Here is a 20,368-nt window from a genome sequence, read left to right on the forward strand (position 1 = left end):
TCCAAGCCTGTATACTTCAATCAGGATTAAAGTAATCTCTGTAAAGTGCAAATAGGACTTTGTAGTATCATTGTAAACTACATCTAGTATTAAGTAATAATCTGTCAACTTATTTTAGGATGGGTCCCGTTTATATGATTCTCCATTACGTTTCCACCACTGCCTGAAGCGTTTTTATTGTTTTCGGGAGCGTTTCGGTGATTGGCTGAGCCGTTTATGCGATTGCCGCTAGAGTTTGATTGTTTGCCGGATGTGGAGTTATGACTTTTATATGTGGTTTTTCAAAACACTTAGGATGGGGAGGAGAATTTGTTTGTTGGAGACAACTCCAACAAAGGCGGAGGTCTCTTAAGGAGGAAGACTTGGTTTGTTGGAGAAACCCGTCCTTTCCTCAGCGTAAGTGTACTATAAGAAAGGCTAGTGATTTATACACTAATTTGTAACTCCTTTATTTTTCAAATTCCTTTTCTAAAAGCTCATCTAATTCTCTCCAAAATATTACAGAATAACCTGTGCACTTCTGTTGAGGACTGCTTCCTGTTTTTATCAGTTCGAAACATTCTTGCTTTGGTTTGTACTTAGCAATAGTCTCTGCTAACATGAACTGAGTTATCTCATTTTTTATTCTTCTAAATTTTAATTTCGAGATCTTTTTACTGTCAATTTTCTCTTTAGGCAAAAGCCCTTTGCTAACAGGTAAGTCTTCCTCGAACCAATCTAGGAGTTCACAAACACTTGATCTACCCCCTTTATCTTGATGTATTCCGATTACTCTGAATAATGCTTTCTTTTCAAGCTTGTTTTGATAACTAAAGATGTCACCGACATTGAAGGAAGACTCCTCTTTATATTTTTTTTGGAGCTTTTTTTCTTTAGGTTGATCGCTTAGAAGTTGTTCTTTGAGTTTCTCAATAGCGGCTTCTCTCTTCTTTAAGTTTTCAGGATCGTCCTTCCATCTTTCCAAATCGATTTTACTCTCAATAATTTCAAGTGTTTTTAGTTTTACATGGTCGATAAGCCGTCCTGTTTTCCATTGAGTGTCCGCTAATGCAAACCAGAAAACTGAATTCTCTCCTTTATCATTCAATGAATCTCGATATTCTTTCTCAAGTTTTTTGGTAGCTTGTTCAGACTCAAATCCGTCTCCAATTAATTCTTTGAAGTCGTCTCTGATATCACAAGCTAGATCATCTGAATATATGGCTGGACCCCAAGCTCCCATTTTTTTAGTTTAAATGAATTACAACGCTCAAAAGACTAACTATTACCCACCTAAAGATAAGCCTTCAGTCTCATACCTCTCGTCATCAAAATAAATGACAAACCACCGGTGGTAGTTCATTGACGAGCGTTGGTAGATGATTTTCTTCTGGTCGCTTGTGATTGCCGAGAGTGTTTTGGTGTTTCCCGGATGCGGAGAAATGACTTTTACCTAGAGTTTTTCAAACTTCTAAAGATGGGGAGGAGACTTTGTTTGTTGGTGACATCTGTCCTGACCGCAGCGTCAGTGAATTTCAATAGAGGCAATGCTCAGATTACCCACCGTTTTTAGGAATTTTATTGAAGTATTCTTTGTAATACTTCCCTGTTAGGTTTAAGAATCTTGAAACAATCTCTTGAGCCCTCAGATTTAATATTTTCATTTCTTCCTCATATTTAGACCAAAGTTCTCTAAAGTCTTCGGTCTTTGATGTTGTCCCATCAATTCTATGTCCTGAGAACTTAGGAGAAACTCTTAGCTCATGAAGTCTGTCGTCTTGCAAATATCCCCGATGAATAATGGTATTTCGCTTTGGTTTGATATCATTAATTAAGCTCTTAAAATCTTTGATTGAGGAAATGAAATCATAATTCTTATATATTTTGTTGTTTAAGAGATGCTTTTCATTCAGGTCTGATTCTCGAATTCCAAGACGAAGTAAGTTGGATGAAACTACTAGTAGTAAATCATAAATTGTTGAAATTCTGATGTAATAGTTCTGTATAGTATAGTGAAAAAAGTCAATTCGTTCAAACCCTAGTGTTCTCAAGTATGTATCAGGAGCATCGTTCAATATTTGATTATGAATATTTAGTAACAATTCGCAAGTATCTACTAAACGAATAGCGTTACTTTCAACGTCTCCTAAATATTCAAATCTATCATGGTATGTATCAATTCTTTCCAATCCTTTATCCACACCCAATTCGTTGTTAAAAAAGAAGCTGTAGGAAATGTGAGTTTGTTCGAATAATTCTGTGCTGAATAAATCCATCTCGGCTTTATGGTGGGTAACGACGCGCATATTAAAAGTTGCGCTTTTAACAATTTCTTAATTGTCTAACCGTTGTAAAGTAAAAATATAACTTTTGGGCTAAAGTTTAAACGTCACCGCGCAATTGTTTATATGCATTGTTGGCAATAGTAATTATTGATAAAATCCAAAATCAATTAGAGGTAAACGAGATTTTATATCCTCTTTTAAGGACTGCTCTGTATACCATCCATTCAAAATTCCATGTTCTTTAGGATATATTAAATCCTTAAAGTTATAAACCAAATCAACTAAATCATCGGAATTCTCCATTGGGCAATAAAGTAGATTCTCCTTACCGTCAGCCCACAATGGGAAAGCTCCATATGTAATTGCAAGCGAATCACAAAAACGTTTTAAAGGTGATTTATCTCTATTTGGGAACTGAACTTGAGTATAAAATTCTACTCTATCCTTTATAGGGTAAATTTTATAATAGTTTTTATTTATTTCAATGAGTAAATCTCGGTCTGAGAATTCTGGAAATTCAAAGTCAATGTATCTACTATTTAACATTTCATCGAAGGAGCATTCGAATACTAAATTTAATTTAGCTAATTCAGTCTTAATTTCAAGAATCTGGTTTAAATCTATTTTCTCTCCGCAAAACAATATACCAGAGGATGTCTCTCTTTGATATTTCCCCACATTTATAGAATTCGGTAATACTTCTGATAAAACAATATCTCCAAATAATTGGTAAAAATAATCTTCAGAAATTTCAAGACTAGATATTAAATCTATCTCAACTTGATAAAGGCCCTCTAGTCTATGTTTATAATCATACTTTTTTGTTGAAGTCATATTGCTCTTATTGTTATTTAAACAAGCCTGAATCAAAATAATGGTGAATATGATGGTGCAGTATCTCATTATTATTGCCAACTATAATGTAACGTGCACTGTGCACTTGAATCTACCTTTTTCTAAAATTAGTACCAAACAAAAACCGGTAGATACCAACCAAAATACCATAAACCGGGTAGAGGCAAAGCCTCTACTATAAAAGTTTCTCCAACTCTTCCTTACTCATCACTTGCTGCGGATCAAAAGCTTCCGACTGCATGTAGTTCACGATTGATCGGTAGAGGTAATTGGCTTCTGGTTCGTGTAGTAAGTCTTGAAGCTGAGCGGTGCAAATCAATAGTTTGCCAGTGCCTACTTTGAACTCAAAGAGCATTCCTAGCTTGTAATTGCGCTCTAGGTTGTCAATCACTTGTACCAATGGTCGGTAGTTGGCTGGCGTATCATCCAGGATGATCGAACGGCTGTTTTTGATGATGGAATACCACTGCCAGTTGGTGTGAAAGTCGGTTGGGAAATCTGCAAAGATCGGATGCTCTGGATCGAGTAGTAATCCTAAAGTACCTGGAGAAACGGGCTTCTTCACCCACTCGCTAATGCCTTTGAACATGCCATAGTTCCAGAACTCTGGTGGGAAGTGTCCAGCAAAGCTTTTGTCTTCAATGGCTTCCGTTTCAGGAAAGAGCAGCACACTTGCGCCGTTTGTTAGTTGGTCCATGACCTCTGTACTCAAGCTGTTCGTAACGACCATGTCCTCTACTGGTGGTAAGTCCGCTGCTGGATATACCCAGATCGGGTAGGAGTTGGAAAAATTCGTTCCTTCTAATAGGATAGTTAAAGTCAGTTTCTGAGCCTGATAAACGGATGCTAAATCAATGGTGATCTCTCCAAGACTGGTTAATCCGCCATGGCTGATAGTAGGAGATTCAATCGATCCAGTGAAAAGCGATTGTCCAGCTTCATCATTCAAACTCCAGTTGACGGGTTGCTCAAGGTTTTTATTGGAGTAGTTAGCAATTACTAGCTCCGCACTAAATGTCTCCAGGTTTGACCAGGTGTATTTTGGGAACTCTGCGAGCAGCACCACATCGTTGCAGGATTGCTTCCAAACTTCTGGTGATACCACACCTTTACTGTCCATAAAGGCATCGAGTATACCCACGAGTGCCGTTCCTTGTCCAGGGAAGTCTTGTAAGTCTAGTAACTGGAATCCAGCCATGCCTTTCGTTCGGATAGCAGCTTCCATTTCGGCTTTGTAGCACAGCGCTGACCAGGCGCCGGAAGCTTGTTGGAATACACTGTCCAGATCACCCATGCCTTTGGCTTGCAGGCGTTGTTGGAAGACTTCCAGATTCCATGGTTTCAGATTGCCGGTGTATTTCGTGATCTCGTCATAGTTGGGGTAGATCTGATACTGCCCAATCTCATGACTGACAATCGGCAAATCCATATGCGCCACCGCATAGTTAAAGTTGATTTGAGTGGAAGGTTTTAACGTGTTAAGTGCTCCACCATGATAGGCATCAGCGAAGGCATGCGTGAGACGAGTATGACCAGTGATCGTATCGCCTTTGTCTGGAATTCTCGCCCCTACAAAGAATTCGGCATAGTCCTGAGGAGGCAAGTAACCAATGTTGTTATTGGAGCCCATCGTGTAGAGTGGCCGACCGTCGTAAGCTTTAAGGGCTTTCATGTTGGACGCTACACGCTCATGGCCACCCCAGATTTCATTTCCCGGTGAGAACATGACAAAGGAAGGATGATTGCCATAGGCTTTCAGCAATCCGTACCCTTCATTTCTGAGCATCTGAGCGGTGGTGTCATTGTCCAGACCACCCCAAAATGGCAATTCTGCTTGCAGGTAGATTCCTTCCTGATCGGCGGCTATGAATGCTGCTTCCGGTGGACAGTAGGAGTGGAACCGGTAGTGGTTGATGCCATAGCTTTTCGCAATGCGGTACACCCGAGCCCACGATTCGACATCCATCGGCGCAGAGCCAGTGAGTGGAAATACCGCCGACTCGTGTTTGCCACGGAGGAAAGTGGTGCGTCCATTGATTTGAAACTGCGAGCCGGATACTGTGAAGTCTCGCATACCAAACGTTGCAGACTGCTCATCAGAGAATCCTTCACCTTTCAGTACGGCTTTTACCGTGTAGATTGGTTGCTCGTACTCATCCCAAAGTGCAACTTCCTCAAAGTCATAAGTGAGCGTGATTACTGAGTCCAGTGCCACTTCATAGACTGTGGTTGGCAATTGTGTTGTTTCTCCGTTCAGGTTTAGATGAAGCTGTAGCTCAATCGTTGCATTACTGACCTCAAGTTCATTGACCAATCCTAGTTGTACGTTGGCTTGTTGCTGATTAATGTCTGTAAATACCTGTAAATCAGCAATGAATGTCCGGTCTTTCGCTTCGATGTACATATCACCGAGAATACCGTTCCAGTTGGTTTGCGTGTCATCGGAGTAGATGTGCACATTGCCAAAAGGCGTCAGTTTCAGGTCGTTATTGATCAAAACCGTGAGGGTATGCACTCCGGGACTCAGTTTCTTGGATAGTTCAAATTGCTGTGGTGATTGCAAGAGCATGGAGGTGCCTACCAACTCGCCATCTACCCAGACTTTACTGGGTTTGGTGCGCTCAAAGTACAACTCCAGATGCTTACCAGCGAAGCTCTCAGGAATGGTCACTTCCTTTTGATACCACGCCGCACCTGCATAGGTATATTGCCGGTTGAGGTGCATGGTAGTGGTATCGGTATTTAGAAATCCTTTTTCGTTAGAGTCCGTCGTACCCGGTAGCACAATAGCATCTCCCAGCTTTTGATTGTACCACTGTTCCTGTTCTCCGATCGATCCCGTATCGAGCTGGAATTGCCACGTTCCAGCAAGTAACATACGCTCTCTTATTGGCTCATCAGTTTTGCTACATCCTAGTACAACAAAGAGTAATGCAATGAATGGTAAAGTAGAGCGCATGCGTTATTCGTTTATTCCAAAGTAATTTTCAATACAACCGCCGTAGTACTTGGCGCCTCGGTAGGAGTTGTGTACGTGAGTCCAGTATCGCCCAACGTCCACTGAATGGTTTCGTTACTGCCCAGCATCTCCAGAGAAGCGATTTTTTGACCGCTCAGATTCTTTTGGTTGATAGAAGTGATTGTTTGCTCCACCGAATCTCCAGGCCAGCCCATTACGATAGCATACAGTACATTGCTTTTGGTGGTAAACCGGATGTCATTAGGTGTGTAGGCTTTCCATTCCAGGAAATGGCCGGATTCACCCAGTACCGTCGGTCCTTCACCATACACGGTCCAGGTGCGGGTGTCATAGATCGCTTCACCAAACTGGTTGAGCCAATCACCGATCTCGAGAAGTGCTGCTTGCTGTTTTTGAGGGATCACTCCATTCGCTTTCGGTGAAATGTTGAGCATCATCACGCCATTCTTACTCACAATATCGATCAATACCTGAATGATCTCAGAAGCTGGCTTTACCTCCAGTGTTTCGGTATAGCTCCAGCTGCCATGGGCAATTGTCTCATCGGTGAGCCAGAAGTAGTCTGTTTTTTCGTCCATACGACCTTTTTCCAGATCCTTTAAGCTGACCTCTTTTGGTAGCTCTCCATTCTTATGGGTAATTACTACGCCTTTATCATTCGCTGCTGCGTGATTGAGGTAATGGGTCACAAATTGTAATTTGAGTGAGTCAGGAAGTTTGGACAGTTCACCATCAAAATAGATCAAATCGGGACTGTAGTTGTCAATGACTTCTTTCAGCTTGCCCAACCAATTCTCATAAAACTGCTCACGTGGAATGTTGCCATACAGGATTCGAATGAGTGAATCCGTAGAAGATGTTGGCATGTCAGGATGGTACGGGAAGTAGGACTTGTCATTGAGCCAGTTGGCTGAATCGTTCTGATAGATCTGTAAGTTTCTCGCCATGTGGAAAGTGGTCACAAACTTGAGATCTCTGGCTTTGATGGCCTTTTCCAGCTCACCTACCAAATCCCGATGTGGTCCCATATCCATTGCATTCCATGGATTGATGTCACTATCCCAGTTGGACCAACCGTCATGGTGCTCTGCCACTACACCAGAGAATCGGGCACCGGATCGCACAAACAAATCAGCCCACGCATCGGCATTGAAACTGTCTGCTTTAAACATTGGTACAAAATCATGATACCCAAATTCAGATGGGTGACCATAGGTCTCCACATGCTGGTTGTAATCATCACTGCCTACAATGTGTAATCCACGCGGATGCCAGTCATTGGCGTAAGCCGGAACAGACAATAGTCCCCAGTGATAATAGATGCCAAACTTTGCATTTCTAAACCATTCTGGTGCTTCTTCATACGCCGCAAGGGAGTCCCAGTTTTCAGCATAGACTTTAAACTTTTTTTCAGTTTTCACTGGTTGACAAGCATAAGTAACCAGAAAGAGTAGGGTTATTGAATAGAATAGAATTCTCATATCGTATAGGTATAAAAATGCAAGGTAGGTTGGTAACGAATTCAAAGAGTGGAATCATTGATTCCTATGTGGGTAATGAATGTCATATCTTAAAAATATTTAATTTTTTATCTATTAATTAGACATAATTAATAATTGAGTGTAAATCACAAGCTTGGATATTGGTGCAATGGCAAGGATTCAGCAATACATTTGTTTCATTCTCTTCTCGGTTGGTCTTACATTTTTTACCCACGGACAGGTAGAAGATGTTCGGTTCGAACAGTTGACCATTCGGCAGGGATTGACCAATGATCAGGTCAATTTTGTTTTTCAGGATCATGATGGTTTTATCTGGATAGGAACTTTGTCCGGACTCAATCGATACGATGGTTATGAGGTGAAATCATTCTATCACGATGCTCATGATACGTTGAGTATTGCCAGCAATACAGCCATGTGGATGAGCTACGGCCCTGATGGTAATCTTTGGGTGAAAAACTATGCGGGGATATCGGTATTTGATCCAGCTACAGAGATTTTTTCACACCCTCAATATTATTATGATTTATTGCAAACAGAACCTGCATATATCACCAAAATGGTGATGGATCACCATGGTACTTGTTGGTTCAATATAGAGAATCGTGGGCTCGTCGGTGTGGATAGCACCGATGCCTTGATTACCGCTTCCTATACAGAGGATGCGATAATTCCACTGATGTCATCGGCGGTTTCCGATATGGCACTTGATGACTCTGGAAACTTGTGGATCATTCATCGATCTGGGATGGTAGAGGTTTTGAATACAGCGTCAAACAAGGTTATTCGGAAGTATGGCTTGTCACAGGAATTGCGAAAAATAGAGAATGCCTGGAAAATCGCTATTGATTCAGAATTTGATATGTGGGCATTTACCTCTGAAAATCCCATAGGAGTATTTTACCTCAATACGAAAACAGGACAATCAAGAGTTTATGGCACTCCTGAACTCCAAAGCAATTTGGTGACCAGTGTGGTGCAGGCACAAGATGGTAAAATATGGGTTGGTGCGGATCATGGAGGTATCGTTATTATAAACAAGGTTACCGGCCAAAAGTCATATATTCTCAACGATTCTGATGATCCCAAATCATTGATCAATGACAATGTCAATACGTTGTTTCAGGATGTTAGTGGTGGGATTTGGGTTGGAACCATCAAAAGTGGATTGAGTTATTATCATCCAAATTCAAGCAGTTTTCATCATGTAAAATATGATCGGAAAGTCTCTGCATTCAACGATATGAGTTCCTTTGCAGAAACAAAGAAACATCATTTATGGATTGGTACTAATGGTAAAGGACTGCTGAAGTATGACCTGGCAGCCAATAAGTTTATTCCATTGGATACTGAGGTAAAGGCAAAACAACCATCCGTGGTGGTGAGTTTGTTGATGGACTCTAACGACCGACTTTGGGTAGGTACTTATCTGGAAGGTCTTTATACCTATAAAAATGGTCGCTTAAGTAAGTTTGAATTCACAGATGATACAGGTGATTTAAGTATCTGGGAACTGTTTGAAGATTCTAATGGCAACATTTGGATTGGAACGTTGAACCGAGGTGTTTTTCGATATGACCCAGAGACAAAGGGCACCTTGCAAATCAGCATGGAAAATGGCTTGATGGCCAATTATGTAACCAGCATCGAGGAAGATATCGCTGGAAATATCTGGTTGGCTACTGGTAACGGATTGACACAGTTTAATCCACGTAGCGGAGAATTAAACACATTCTTTGAAAGCAATTCCGACCTCACCAATAATTCGATTATTTCCTTAAAAGCACAGGGTAATGTGCTTTGGGTGGGTACCCTGGACGGCTTGAATAAACTTGATTTAAACAGCCAGGAAATCTCTGTTTTTAGGAAGTCAGATGGGATTTCTTCCAATATAGTGATGTCAATCGAAGAAGATCGGTTAGGAAGTCTATGGTTGGGAACAGATCATGGAATCACTAAAGTGTCACTTTCGGAAGAGGAGCAATATTCTTTTCAAACCTTTGCGGTTTCTGATGGACTACAAGCAGAAAATTTTACAGAGGACGCCAGTTTTCAAACCTCTGACGGACAGTTGATTTTCGCTGGTCAGAATGGTTTCAATAGTTTTGACCCGCAGGATATCTCCATTGACCGTACTCCGCCTAAAGTTCTTTTGACCAGTATCTCCGTCGACAATCAACCATTGATAGCAGGTGCCGAATTAAACGGAAGAGTTGTTTTAAAAAAATCAATACAGCACACTGCTCGCCTGGAATTTGAACATGATGAAAACTCACTCTCGTTTGAGTACCTGGCGCTTTCTTTTTTCCAATCGGGTAACCTGCGCTATCAGTATATGCTGGAAGGTTTTGATCAGACCTGGTTAAATGCTTCTGCAGACTTACGAAAGGTTAACTACACCAATCTGGATTATGGTAATTATTCCTTTAAAGTACGTGCCTCCACTGGCGCTAACTCCTGGACTGAGCCAACATCGTTGAGTATTACCATTCATCCTCCATTTTGGGAAACACCATGGGCTTTTGCTATTTACATTGTATTGATAGTCTGTGTATTATTCATAACGAGAAGTTATATCGTAGAAAGAGAGCGTCTCAAAGCCAGGATTGAAAGTGAACGCAAAGAAGTGGAGCGTCAACATCAGATGGATATGATGAAAATTAAGTTTTTCACAAATATCAGCCACGAGTTCCGAACACCACTTTCATTGATATTGACACCCATTGAGCGGATGATCAATGATCCCGAACGTGTGAAGCGCGGAGAGTTGACGATGGTTCAGCGCAATGCCAAGCGTTTGATGACTTTGGTGAATCAGTTGTTGGATTTTCGTAAAATGGAGGCCAATCAACACACCTTGAGTCAATCGAGTGGTGACATTGTCACTTTCTTACAGGATGTGATTGATTCATTTAGTGATTGGTCCAAGGAAAAGGATATTCCGGTGGTGTTTAAAAGCGACTTAAAGAGCTTTTACACCTTTTTCGATAAGGATAAGATGGAGAAGATCATGTTCAACTTGCTCTCCAATGCCTTTAAGTTCACCATGTCCGGCGGGAGAATTACCGTAGATTTTGAATTGCATCGTGATGCGAATGGCACTCATGCCTTGATAGCTGTAGCTGATACCGGAATTGGTATTCCAAATGAGAAGTTGGATTTGGTGTTCAATAGATTCTTTCAAAATGAGATTCCTGGCGATATGATCAATAATGGAACCGGTATCGGATTGTCGATAACTAAGGAATTTGTAGAACTACACAAGGGAACAATCACCGTCGACAGTAAAGAAAATATGGGAACGACGTTCACCATTGATTTGCCACTGAAAGAAATCAACTCTGATGAAGACCTGGCGGATGAGCTGGTGAAGGAGTTGGCAGAGTCATTTGCTAAACCGGAGGTAGAGGAGGTAGAAAATAGAGAGGAGTTGCCTACTGTTTTGTTGGTGGAAGATAACTTCGATTTCAGATTCTATTTGAAAGACAACCTGAAGCAGTATTACAATATCAAAGTAGCGTCCAATGGAAAGGAAGCCTGGAAATCATTGATGACCAAAGCGCCGGATATTGTAATTACTGATGTAATGATGCCTGTGATGGATGGGTTGGAGCTTTGTGAAAAGATTAAATCCGATCCGCGCACGCTGCAGATTCCTGTAATCATGTTGACTGCACAAAGTAGCGACAGGCACCGTATTCAGGGACTGGAAGCGGGTGCTATCGAGTATATATCCAAGCCTTTCAACTTTGAGATTCTCCTCAGCAGCATCAATAGTGCCTTGAAATTCCAGAAGCGGGTACAGGAATCTGGCAATCGGGTGGACCCAACTCCTAAAGAGGCAGAAGTCGTTTCTCTTGATGATCAGCTTATTGCCAAAGCAGTGTTGCTCGTAGAAGAGAATATGTCCAATTCGGAGTTCTCCGTTGAAGACTTGAGTCATGAATTGGGCTACAGCCGCGGACATTTCTACCAAAAGATCCTACGACTTACAGGTCAAACCCCAATTGATTTCATTCGAAATCTTCGAATGAAGCGTGCCGCAGATCTGTTGCAAAGAAGTCAGCTCAATGTTTCAGAAGTAGCCTATAAAGTAGGGTATAACAATCCGAAGCTCTTCAGTAGGTATTTCAAATCCATCTACAACATGTATCCGTCAGAGTTTAGGACACATTCTGACAAATCTGCCAACACAAATTAGATAAAACATGCCCTCAGGTAACAAAAGTTACCTCTAAAAGGCCTTTAAAATACGTTTAAAGGCCTTTTTTATGTCTCCTGACATTTTTGTACCCAAATCAGACGAAATCTACACCACGGTGGAAAACGATTGCAAGTAACATTGAAAATCATTTAATGAAATCCCCTTTGGGAATCGCTTAATTGACAATCAATCAAACAAGTACACCTAATTATGATAAAAATTCAAAAAGTATGAAGAGAAATTACCTAATTGGAAAAGAACAGGGGCTTGCATTGTGGAATTCCACAATGAAGGCGCTGTTTGGCCTGATGGTTCTGTTCATGGGATATCATTCTCAAGCACAGGGTCAGGTGATCACGGGTAGGATCGTTGATTCGGAAACGAACGAGACTATACCGGGTGCAACCATTCTGGTGAAAGGAACTCAGAATGGAGCCATTTCAGATATGGATGGAAACTTTAGACTGGAATTACAACCAGGTCAGGAAGAAGTGCTAGTCATCTCTTTTGTGGGTTACAAAACTGCTGAAGTACCAGTGGTTGGAAAGAGCACTGTGGAAGTGAGCCTTATGATGGATGTGGAAGCGCTGGAAGAGGTGGTAGTAGTCGGTTATGGTACGCAGAAGAAAGCGCTGAATACTGGTGCCAATTTGCAAGTATCAGGTGACGACATTCAAAAGTTAAGTACGACCAACGCTTTGCAAGGTTTGCAAGGACAAACCCCAGGTGTACAGCTTTCCTCTACTTCAGGTCAACCGGGTTCTGGTATGCGAGTAGTTATTCGTGGAGCTGGATCACTAAGTGGTTCTGGACCTCTCTATGTAGTAGATGGGGTTTTGACTGGAGATGTATCGTATCTGAACCCAGCGGATATTGCTTCTGTAGATATCTTAAAAGATGCAGCTTCAGCAGCAATCTACGGTTCGCAGGCAGCAAATGGAGTGGTTCTTATCACCACCAAAAAAGGTTCCGCAGGCAAGACAAGAATCACTTTTGACTCTTATTATGGTGTACAGAATGTCGCTAGAAAAGCGGATATGTTGAACTCAAGAGAGTACGCAACCATCATGAATGAAGCAGCGGTTAATGCTGGTAAGCTTCCATACTTCACCAACGCAGAGATTGATTCTTTAGCAAATGGCGCTAATACCAATTGGATGGATGAAATGTTTGTAGATAATGCAGTGACACAAAACTATGCGCTGGGATTCTCTGGTGGGTCAGAAAACTCAACATTCTCAACCTCACTGTCATACACGGGTCAGGAAGGTATTGTTGGTGGTGCTGAATTGTCGAATTATGAGCGTTATGGTTTCCGTATCAATTCAGAAAGAACTTTATTGGATGGTTTCTTAACCATTGGTGAGAACCTGACATTTGCTTATACCAATAGCAATGGTGTTGGGGTAGGAAATCAGTACAACAACTCGTTAAGATCTGCTTTCAATACCAGCCCATTCTTGCCGATGTATGACTCATTAGGCAACTTCTATGACAACAGTTACTCTACCTGGTACAATGGGGAGTCTAACCCATATGCAGCCATGGTTTACAATAACCAAAATGAGAACAATGGTCAAAAGCTATTGGGAAACATTTACGCAGAGATCAAGCCTATGAAAGGGTTGAGCATCAAATCTCGTTTGGGTGTTGACTATTATGCAAATGAAGGGCATTCCTATTCTCCGGAATATACATTGTCTATTTACTCATTTAGAAACTACACAGAAGTTGGTCAAAGCATGTCAAAAGGCAGATCGCTACTTTGGGACAACTGGGCAAGCTATGACCTGAACCTTTCAGATCATGGAGTTTCCTTTATGTTGGGTTCTTCCATGTACCAGTTCCAGGGTTCCTCTATGTACACTGCCAATAGAGATGCGGTATTCAGTGATTTGGAGCATGCTTACATCAACAATACGACGAACACTAATGGAGCGAATATTTCCATCAATGGAACAGGAGACAATCCAGATAATAGATTGTCATATTTCGCAAGAGTGAATTACAACTTCCAGGAGAAGTACTTATTGAATGCGACATTTAGAGCAGATGGATCTTCTCGATTTGCAGCTGGTAACCAATGGGGTTATTTCCCTTCAGTAAGCGCTGGATGGGTGGCAACAGAAGAAGGGTTCTTGAGATCCAATGATGTCATTCGTTTCTTAAAAGTAAGAGCGAGCTGGGGACAAGTAGGTAATCAGAATGTTGGTGCTTATCAATACCTCGCTCCAATCGCTACCATGAACACTAACTACGTGTTTGGAGTGGAAGAAGGTACCTTGACATCAGGTGCATATCCAAACCGATTAGCAAACCCTGATCTTCAGTGGGAGACAGCTGAGCAGTTAAACATAGGTTTTGATTCAAGACTGATCACTGGTGGCTTGAATTTAAGCATAGACTGGTACAGAAAAATCAATAAAGATTGGTTGATCGTTGCTCCAGTTTTAGCCACTGCAGGAGCCGATGCACCATACATTAATGGTGGTGATGTGGTGAACACTGGTTTAGAAATGGCCTTGAGTTACAATGGCAACTATGGAGATGTGTTCTACTCTGTTGGAATCAATGGATCATACAATCAAAATGAAGTAGGAGAAATCCCAACAAGTGATGGAATTATTCATGGGGCTTCCAACCAGTTGTTCGACAACTCATTGGAATTCTATCGTGCACAGAGTGGTTTCCCAATCGGATACTTCTGGGGATTAGAAACAGACGGTATTTTCCAAAACGAAGCTGAAGTGGCTGCACATTCTACAGGTGAAGGATTGATTCAGCCTGATGCCCGACCTGGAGATGTACGGTATGTGGATCAAAATGGTGATGGCATCATCAATGACGAGGATAGAATTGAGGTAGGTAATCCAAACCCTGACTTCATCTTTGGGTTCAATGTTTCAGTGGACTACAAAGGTTTTGATTTCTCCGTGTTAGGTTCTGGTGTTGCTGGAAACCAGATTGTTCAGTCTTACAGAAACCATGCTAATCAATATTCGAATTACACGTCTGAGATTTTAGATAGATGGCATGGTGAGGGAACTTCCAATAGCATGCCTCGTGTGACTGAAAATGGGTCTAACTGGACACAGTTCTCCGATTTATATATTAAAGATGGCGATTACTTGCGCATCAGTAATGTGACAGTAGGTTATGACTTTAAGAATCTATTGAACAACAGCGAGGCATTCGGAAAGTTAAGAGTGTATGCTTCTGCTTTGAACTTGTTCACTTTCACTAGTTACACAGGCATGGATCCGGAAATCGGATATGGAATAGACAATGGAGAAACGGATAGATTTTCTTCTGGTGTAGATCTGGGATACTATCCAAGACCTAGAACCTTCATGGTCGGATTAAATGTGTCATTCTAAAACCAACTCAAAAATGAAAACTATTAAGATATTAATCGTTGCGGTAGCTACTTTGGGTTTGGTAAGTTGTGAGGACTTCCTGACAACCGAACCATTGACTACAGTGACAGATGCTAACTATTACAAAACGCCTGGTGATGCATACACTGCATTAGTAGGATGTTACGATGGTTTACAAACCATCTGGGCGGGAGGTATTGCACTTCCATTGGCTAGTGAAATCATGTCAGACAATTGCTACGGAGGCTTTGGTGCATCTGATGCTTATAATTTCCAGGCAATTGATGAGTTTGATTTGTCAAGAGCACCTTCTTATCAGAATTTGTATGGTGATAACTGGTCGGCTTATTATGAAGCCGTGTACAGATGTAACATTTTGTTATCAAAAATGGACCAGATTGAATGGGGAACGGAAGAAAATCTTCGTCCAATCTACGAAGCGGAAACGCGATTCATTAGAGCATATTTATACTTCGATATGGTTAGACTTTGGGGGAATATCCCATTGCTGACTGAAGCTTCTACTGAGAATTTACCACAGTCAGACCCAACTGCAGTCTATCAGTTGATCGCTGAAGATCTGGTTTTTGCAGCTCAGAATCTAGAAGGTACACCTTATACTTCGCAAGCGCAAGCAACTTATGGACGAGTAACCAAATGGGCAGCTGAGGCATTGATCGGACGGGTGTATTTGTATTACACAGGTTATTATGGTCAGCCTGATTTAGCAGGAGTTGTTAGTCAGTCAGATGCCTTGGCTTTTTTGGAAGATGTGATTAGCAATGGTGGTTTTGGCCTGGTTGAAAACTTTGCTAACCTATGGCCAGCAGCTTCAGGATCTGATTATGTTGGAGAAGACAATCAAGAGACTGTTTTTGCCATCAAATACACTTATACAAGTGATTACAATGGCAACACTGATGGAAACCATTGGTTGGTCATGTTCGGAATGCGTGAGCAGTCGTTCTTCCCTTATGGCAATGGCTGGGGTGGAGGTACGGTTAGTCCTAAGCTGTGGAATGCTTATGCTGACGAAGACAGCCGAAAAGTAGCTTCTATTATCTCTGTTGATGATGAAGGATTCGACTTTGACGTAGATCGTCAGAGAGAATATACTGGTTACTACAACAAAAAATATACACCTATGTCTGATGAAGATGGTAATAGTGTAGCTGTAGAGTTAGGTGGTACGAACTTCATGATTGGTCAGTTTCAGGATTATGTGTCTATTCGTTATTCAGATGTATTGTTAATGGCAGCTGAGCTAGGTAGCGCCAATGCCCAATCATACTTTGATATGGTTCGTCAGCGCGCATTGGGTGATGCCTTTACAGCATTGTCACCAACTAAAGCTAATATCCTGCAAGAGCGTTACCTTGAATTTGCTCTGGAAGGCTTGCGTTACTACGATTTACTCCGTCAGGGATTGGATGTAACTGCTGCTGCTATTGCTGAGGAAACTACACTGTTAAGTGCAGGGAATGCAGAGACTAAATCAATTTCTTCTGCAGATTTTATGGAAACTCAAGGACTTCAGCAGATACCTAATACACAGATTACATTATCCAGTGGGGTGCTTAAGCAAAATGCCGGCTGGTAATCAAAGACACAAAAAAGCATTGACATGAAAAAAATACTGAATATACTTTCATTAACGCTGGCAGCTGTCTTGATCATGACTGGCTGTCAGATGGATGAGCCGGAGTTGGACAAAATGCTCCAATCTTCTACGCTACAATTTGAAATAACTCAAAATCCAGATGATCCGAATATGGTGATTTTGGAAAGCTTAACTCCAGACGTGATCCCGATGTGGGTGACACCAATGGGAAGATCAACCAAAGTAAAGGATACAGTAAGACTTCCATTTGCTGGTACATATAATTTCATTTATAATGTGTCTGCTGGTGGAGGATTCGTTGCTGGTGATACCACTACTTTAGAAATCACAACGATGAATCTGTCTTATGTAGATGATCCACTTTGGAATACATTAACAGGTGGAGTAGGAGAATCCAAAACATGGTTGTTGGATTTAGATGCCGAAGGTCAATCAAAGTATTTCCTGGGGCCGATGTATTTTTCTGGGGACGTTTGGAGATGGGACAATACTTGCTCGGAAGAGGGTGATAAATGTTGGATTTGGGAAGCTGACTGGCCGAGTAATGGTTGGATTGCTGCTGCCAACGATTATGGGACCATGACTTTCAGTCTGGAAGGTGGAGCATTTATTCATGTAGATCATCAGAATACACCGGGAAGAGGAGAAGAAAATGGTACATTCTTTTTAGATGCTGATGCAAAAACGCTTTCATTGACTGATGCCGCGCCACTTATGAATGATTGGGTGGACGGTGCGAATATCGCAGACTGGAGTAAAGGGTACTTGATTTCCTTAACTGATGAAGCAATGCAAATCGGCTATAAGGATAAGGGTAAAGAAGAGTTTATCATCTTTAATTATATCAGCAAAGAGTACAGTGATAATTGGGTGCCTGCGGATACCCCTGATCCTGTACCTCCTTATGATGGTGATGGCAATGGAGACTTAACCACAAATACCTCTACTTCTAAAACCTGGTCAGTGGATATTGCCTACCCGTACAACTGGCATGATCTAGGTGGAGTTGCATTGAATGAAGTAGCAACATACGGTACAGATCCAGCAGGTTTTGCATTTACCACATGGGCTCCTCCATATGACGCTGATGCATTTGGTGCGATATCAATGGCTCTTACTAAAACAGGAGATGCTGAAGGGACTTACGCTATTACTACAGCTACCGATTCTTATGAAGGGACATACACAGTTAACGAAAACAATGAGATTGATTTTGGACAGTCGATTACTTTCTTCTCTGGTGTTGGTGGTTGGTTGACATTTGGTACTACAGCTGAAAATACGTTGAGAATACTTATGGCAGAAGAAACTGCTGGTGCAGTAACCGGTATTTGGTTAGGACAAAAGGCTGCTGATAAGCCAGAGTACCTATCTATTCACTTGAAAGCAACCGGAGGAGGTAGCGGAGGTTCTGATCCAGAAGACGCCTTGAAAGAGATTTTGATGGCAAATCCTTGGAAATTGGATAGTGATAGAACCTATGATATAGAGACTACCTGGGGAAATGAGCAAGGTCCGGTTATCTTCTCAGATTTTGCTACATGGTCTTGGAACCCACTTCCAGGAGAGCACTATGCAGCAGGTGAAACAGATGTGGATTATGGAAGTATGACGTTCCTTGCAAATGGGACAGTCGAAATCCAACAACGTAAGCGAATCTACACTTATGAAGAAGGTGGAGAAACGCTGGTGCGTGATGGTATGCCAGATGCTGCTGATGTTTTGAGTAGTGATGAAGTAGTGACCCTAACCGGAATTTGGGCTTTAGATGTAGACAATAACAAGCTTCGAATCTCGGTTCCAATGCTGCATCCATGGACATGTGATTATGCAGTTGTAGATTGGGGAGATCTGACAATACAGAGAGCAGAAGATGGTGTTCTAATTTTGAAAGCCTTACGTGATGCCGATTTATCAGGAGAAGATGAATTCCTAATGGCCTATGTATTTGTGCCCGGCGAATAATTAGTATGTATTCTATGAAGACCAGAATCAATAGTCTGATTCTGGTCTTCTTTTACACTGAATCAGAATCAAGGAATGACCAATCAATTGAAATATGTACTGCTATTTGCAGTTTTTCTGTTGCTTATGCAATTGACAGCATGCAACAAAGGAGACGAACCTTCTCCAGATCCTGAAGAGGAAGTTATTTTATCTGTAGACAACTCTAGTTTATCATTTGTAGCCGAAGGAGGCACTCAGGAAATTGCGATCAGTAGTAATGTTATTTGGAAATTGCAATATGAGGCAGACTCCTGGGCAAAGCCTTCTTTACAGTCAACTAAAGGCAATGCAACAGTTACGATAACCGCAACAGAGAATGAAACTACAGCGGAGCGTCAAACAACATTTCAACTAACCGCAGCAGACGCTGAAGCCATAACAATTACCATAAATCAAGAAGCTGGTGAGGAGGCTGTAGTTGTTGAAGAACCTGAATTGGAGGATTTTATCGAACCAGACAACACTGACATGCGCTCCATTACGTCGATGGAATTATCTGCTGAAATGGGAATAGGGTGGAACATGGGCAATTCTTTGGAGGCTATCATTCTCAATGACGGAATCCTTTCGGGAAACGAAACTTCTTGGGGAAACGCCATAATTACCAAACAATTGGTTGATTCCATTAAAAAAGCAGGCTTTAACACCATTAGACTGCCTGTCTCCTGGTCGCATCAGTTTGATGATGAGGCTACTTATGATATTAGTTACGAATGGAAACTCCGTGTAGAAGAGGTTGTTAACTACATTCTGGACAATGACATGTATGTAATCATGAACATTCATTGGGATGGTGGATGGTTGGATCATCCATTCTACGAAAATCAGGATGAACTTAATGAACGACAGGAGATCATGTGGAAACAGATTGCCAAATTCTTTAGAGATTATGACGATCATTTACTCTTCGCAGGAACTAATGAAGTGCACGTTGATGGAGACTATAGTGATCCTTCTTTGGAAAATGTAGAGGTTCAGAATTCCTTTAATCAGACATTTGTCAATACGGTGAGAGCCACCGGAGGGCGCAATTCATACCGTCATTTAGTGGTGCAAACATTCAATACAAACATTACTCAAGGAATTAATTATTTTGAAGTTCCAGAAGATAATATTGAAGACCGCTTGCATGTTGAGGTGCATTTTTATGATCCGTATCAGTTTACTTTAGATGCCAATTCTGGAGTCTATCTCTGGGGTGAATCCAATGCAGGGTCTACAGCTCATTCAGGATGGGGCGATGAAGAATGGATAGATGATATTTTTGGTCAGGTAAAAACTCATTTTGTTGATCAGGGATATCCGATCATTTTGGGGGAATATGCAGCAAGTCTGCGTTCTAATTTATCTGGAGCCGCTTATGATCAGCACATTGAGTCCAGAAATCATTATCTTAACTACGTAACAAAAACAGCCCTCAAAAATGATATGGTACCTGTCTATTGGGACAACGGACACACAGGTGACACTGGTTCTGGTCTGTTCAATCGTGCTGACGGTTCTGTAGCGCACCCTGATGCATTGGAGGCAATCATTTCTGCAAAAGAGTAAGTAACTG

General features: G+C 41.5%; 10 protein-coding genes. 5 read left to right on the forward strand and 5 right to left on the reverse strand.

Annotated elements, in window-relative coordinates; all coding sequences use genetic code 11:
* Positions 1-448: 448 nt before the first annotated feature.
* The 5 genes from NXS00_RS09370 to NXS00_RS09390 all read right to left on the reverse strand — a co-directional run bounded on the left by NXS00_RS09370 (position 449) and on the right by NXS00_RS09390 (position 7,580).
* On the reverse strand, positions 449-1,222 hold the full coding sequence (locus NXS00_RS09370) for a hypothetical protein (protein WP_258098918.1): 774 nt from the start codon (positions 1,220-1,222) through the stop codon (positions 449-451).
* 313 nt (positions 1,223-1,535) lie between these two features.
* Positions 1,536-2,255: a Cthe_2314 family HEPN domain-containing protein gene (locus tag NXS00_RS09375; RefSeq protein ID WP_258098919.1), complete on the reverse strand. Its 720-nt coding sequence runs from the start codon at positions 2,253-2,255 to the stop codon at positions 1,536-1,538.
* 153 nt (positions 2,256-2,408) lie between these two features.
* Positions 2,409-3,098 carry a hypothetical protein gene (locus NXS00_RS09380; protein WP_258098920.1) on the reverse strand — a complete coding sequence of 230 codons (690 nt, stop codon included), beginning with the start codon at positions 3,096-3,098 and terminating at the stop codon, positions 2,409-2,411.
* Positions 3,099-3,294: 196 nt separating this feature from the next.
* Positions 3,295-6,078: a DUF8487 domain-containing protein gene (locus NXS00_RS09385; RefSeq protein ID WP_258098921.1), complete on the reverse strand. Its 2,784-nt coding sequence runs from the start codon at positions 6,076-6,078 to the stop codon at positions 3,295-3,297.
* A gap of 11 nt (positions 6,079-6,089) precedes the next feature.
* Positions 6,090-7,580, reverse strand: a complete 1,491-nt coding sequence (locus tag NXS00_RS09390; RefSeq protein WP_258098922.1) for an alpha-L-fucosidase — start codon at positions 7,578-7,580, stop codon at positions 6,090-6,092.
* 169 nt (positions 7,581-7,749) lie between these two features.
* Here NXS00_RS09390 and NXS00_RS09395 point away from each other — a divergent pair, with 169 nt between their 5' ends.
* The 5 genes from NXS00_RS09395 (at position 7,750) to NXS00_RS09415 (ending at position 20,361) form a co-directional block, all read left to right on the forward strand.
* On the forward strand, positions 7,750-11,802 hold the full coding sequence (locus tag NXS00_RS09395; protein WP_258098923.1) for a hybrid sensor histidine kinase/response regulator: 4,053 nt from the start codon (positions 7,750-7,752) through the stop codon (positions 11,800-11,802).
* A gap of 233 nt (positions 11,803-12,035) precedes the next feature.
* Entirely contained in the window at positions 12,036-15,182 is a 3,147-nt protein-coding gene (locus NXS00_RS09400) for a SusC/RagA family TonB-linked outer membrane protein (protein WP_258098924.1), read from the forward strand.
* Between the two features lie 13 nt (positions 15,183-15,195).
* Complete coding sequence (locus NXS00_RS09405) at positions 15,196-16,782, forward strand: RagB/SusD family nutrient uptake outer membrane protein (protein ID WP_258098925.1); 1,587 nt, start codon at positions 15,196-15,198, stop codon at positions 16,780-16,782.
* Between the two features lie 24 nt (positions 16,783-16,806).
* Complete coding sequence (locus tag NXS00_RS09410) at positions 16,807-18,768, forward strand: hypothetical protein (protein WP_258098926.1); 1,962 nt, start codon at positions 16,807-16,809, stop codon at positions 18,766-18,768.
* Positions 18,769-18,843: 75 nt separating this feature from the next.
* Positions 18,844-20,361: a cellulase family glycosylhydrolase gene (locus tag NXS00_RS09415; protein WP_258098927.1), complete on the forward strand. Its 1,518-nt coding sequence runs from the start codon at positions 18,844-18,846 to the stop codon at positions 20,359-20,361.
* The last annotated feature ends 7 nt before the right edge of the window (positions 20,362-20,368 follow it).

The organism is Marinoscillum pacificum, assembly GCF_024714495.1.
GTDB lineage: Bacteria > Bacteroidota > Bacteroidia > Cytophagales > Cyclobacteriaceae > Marinoscillum > Marinoscillum pacificum.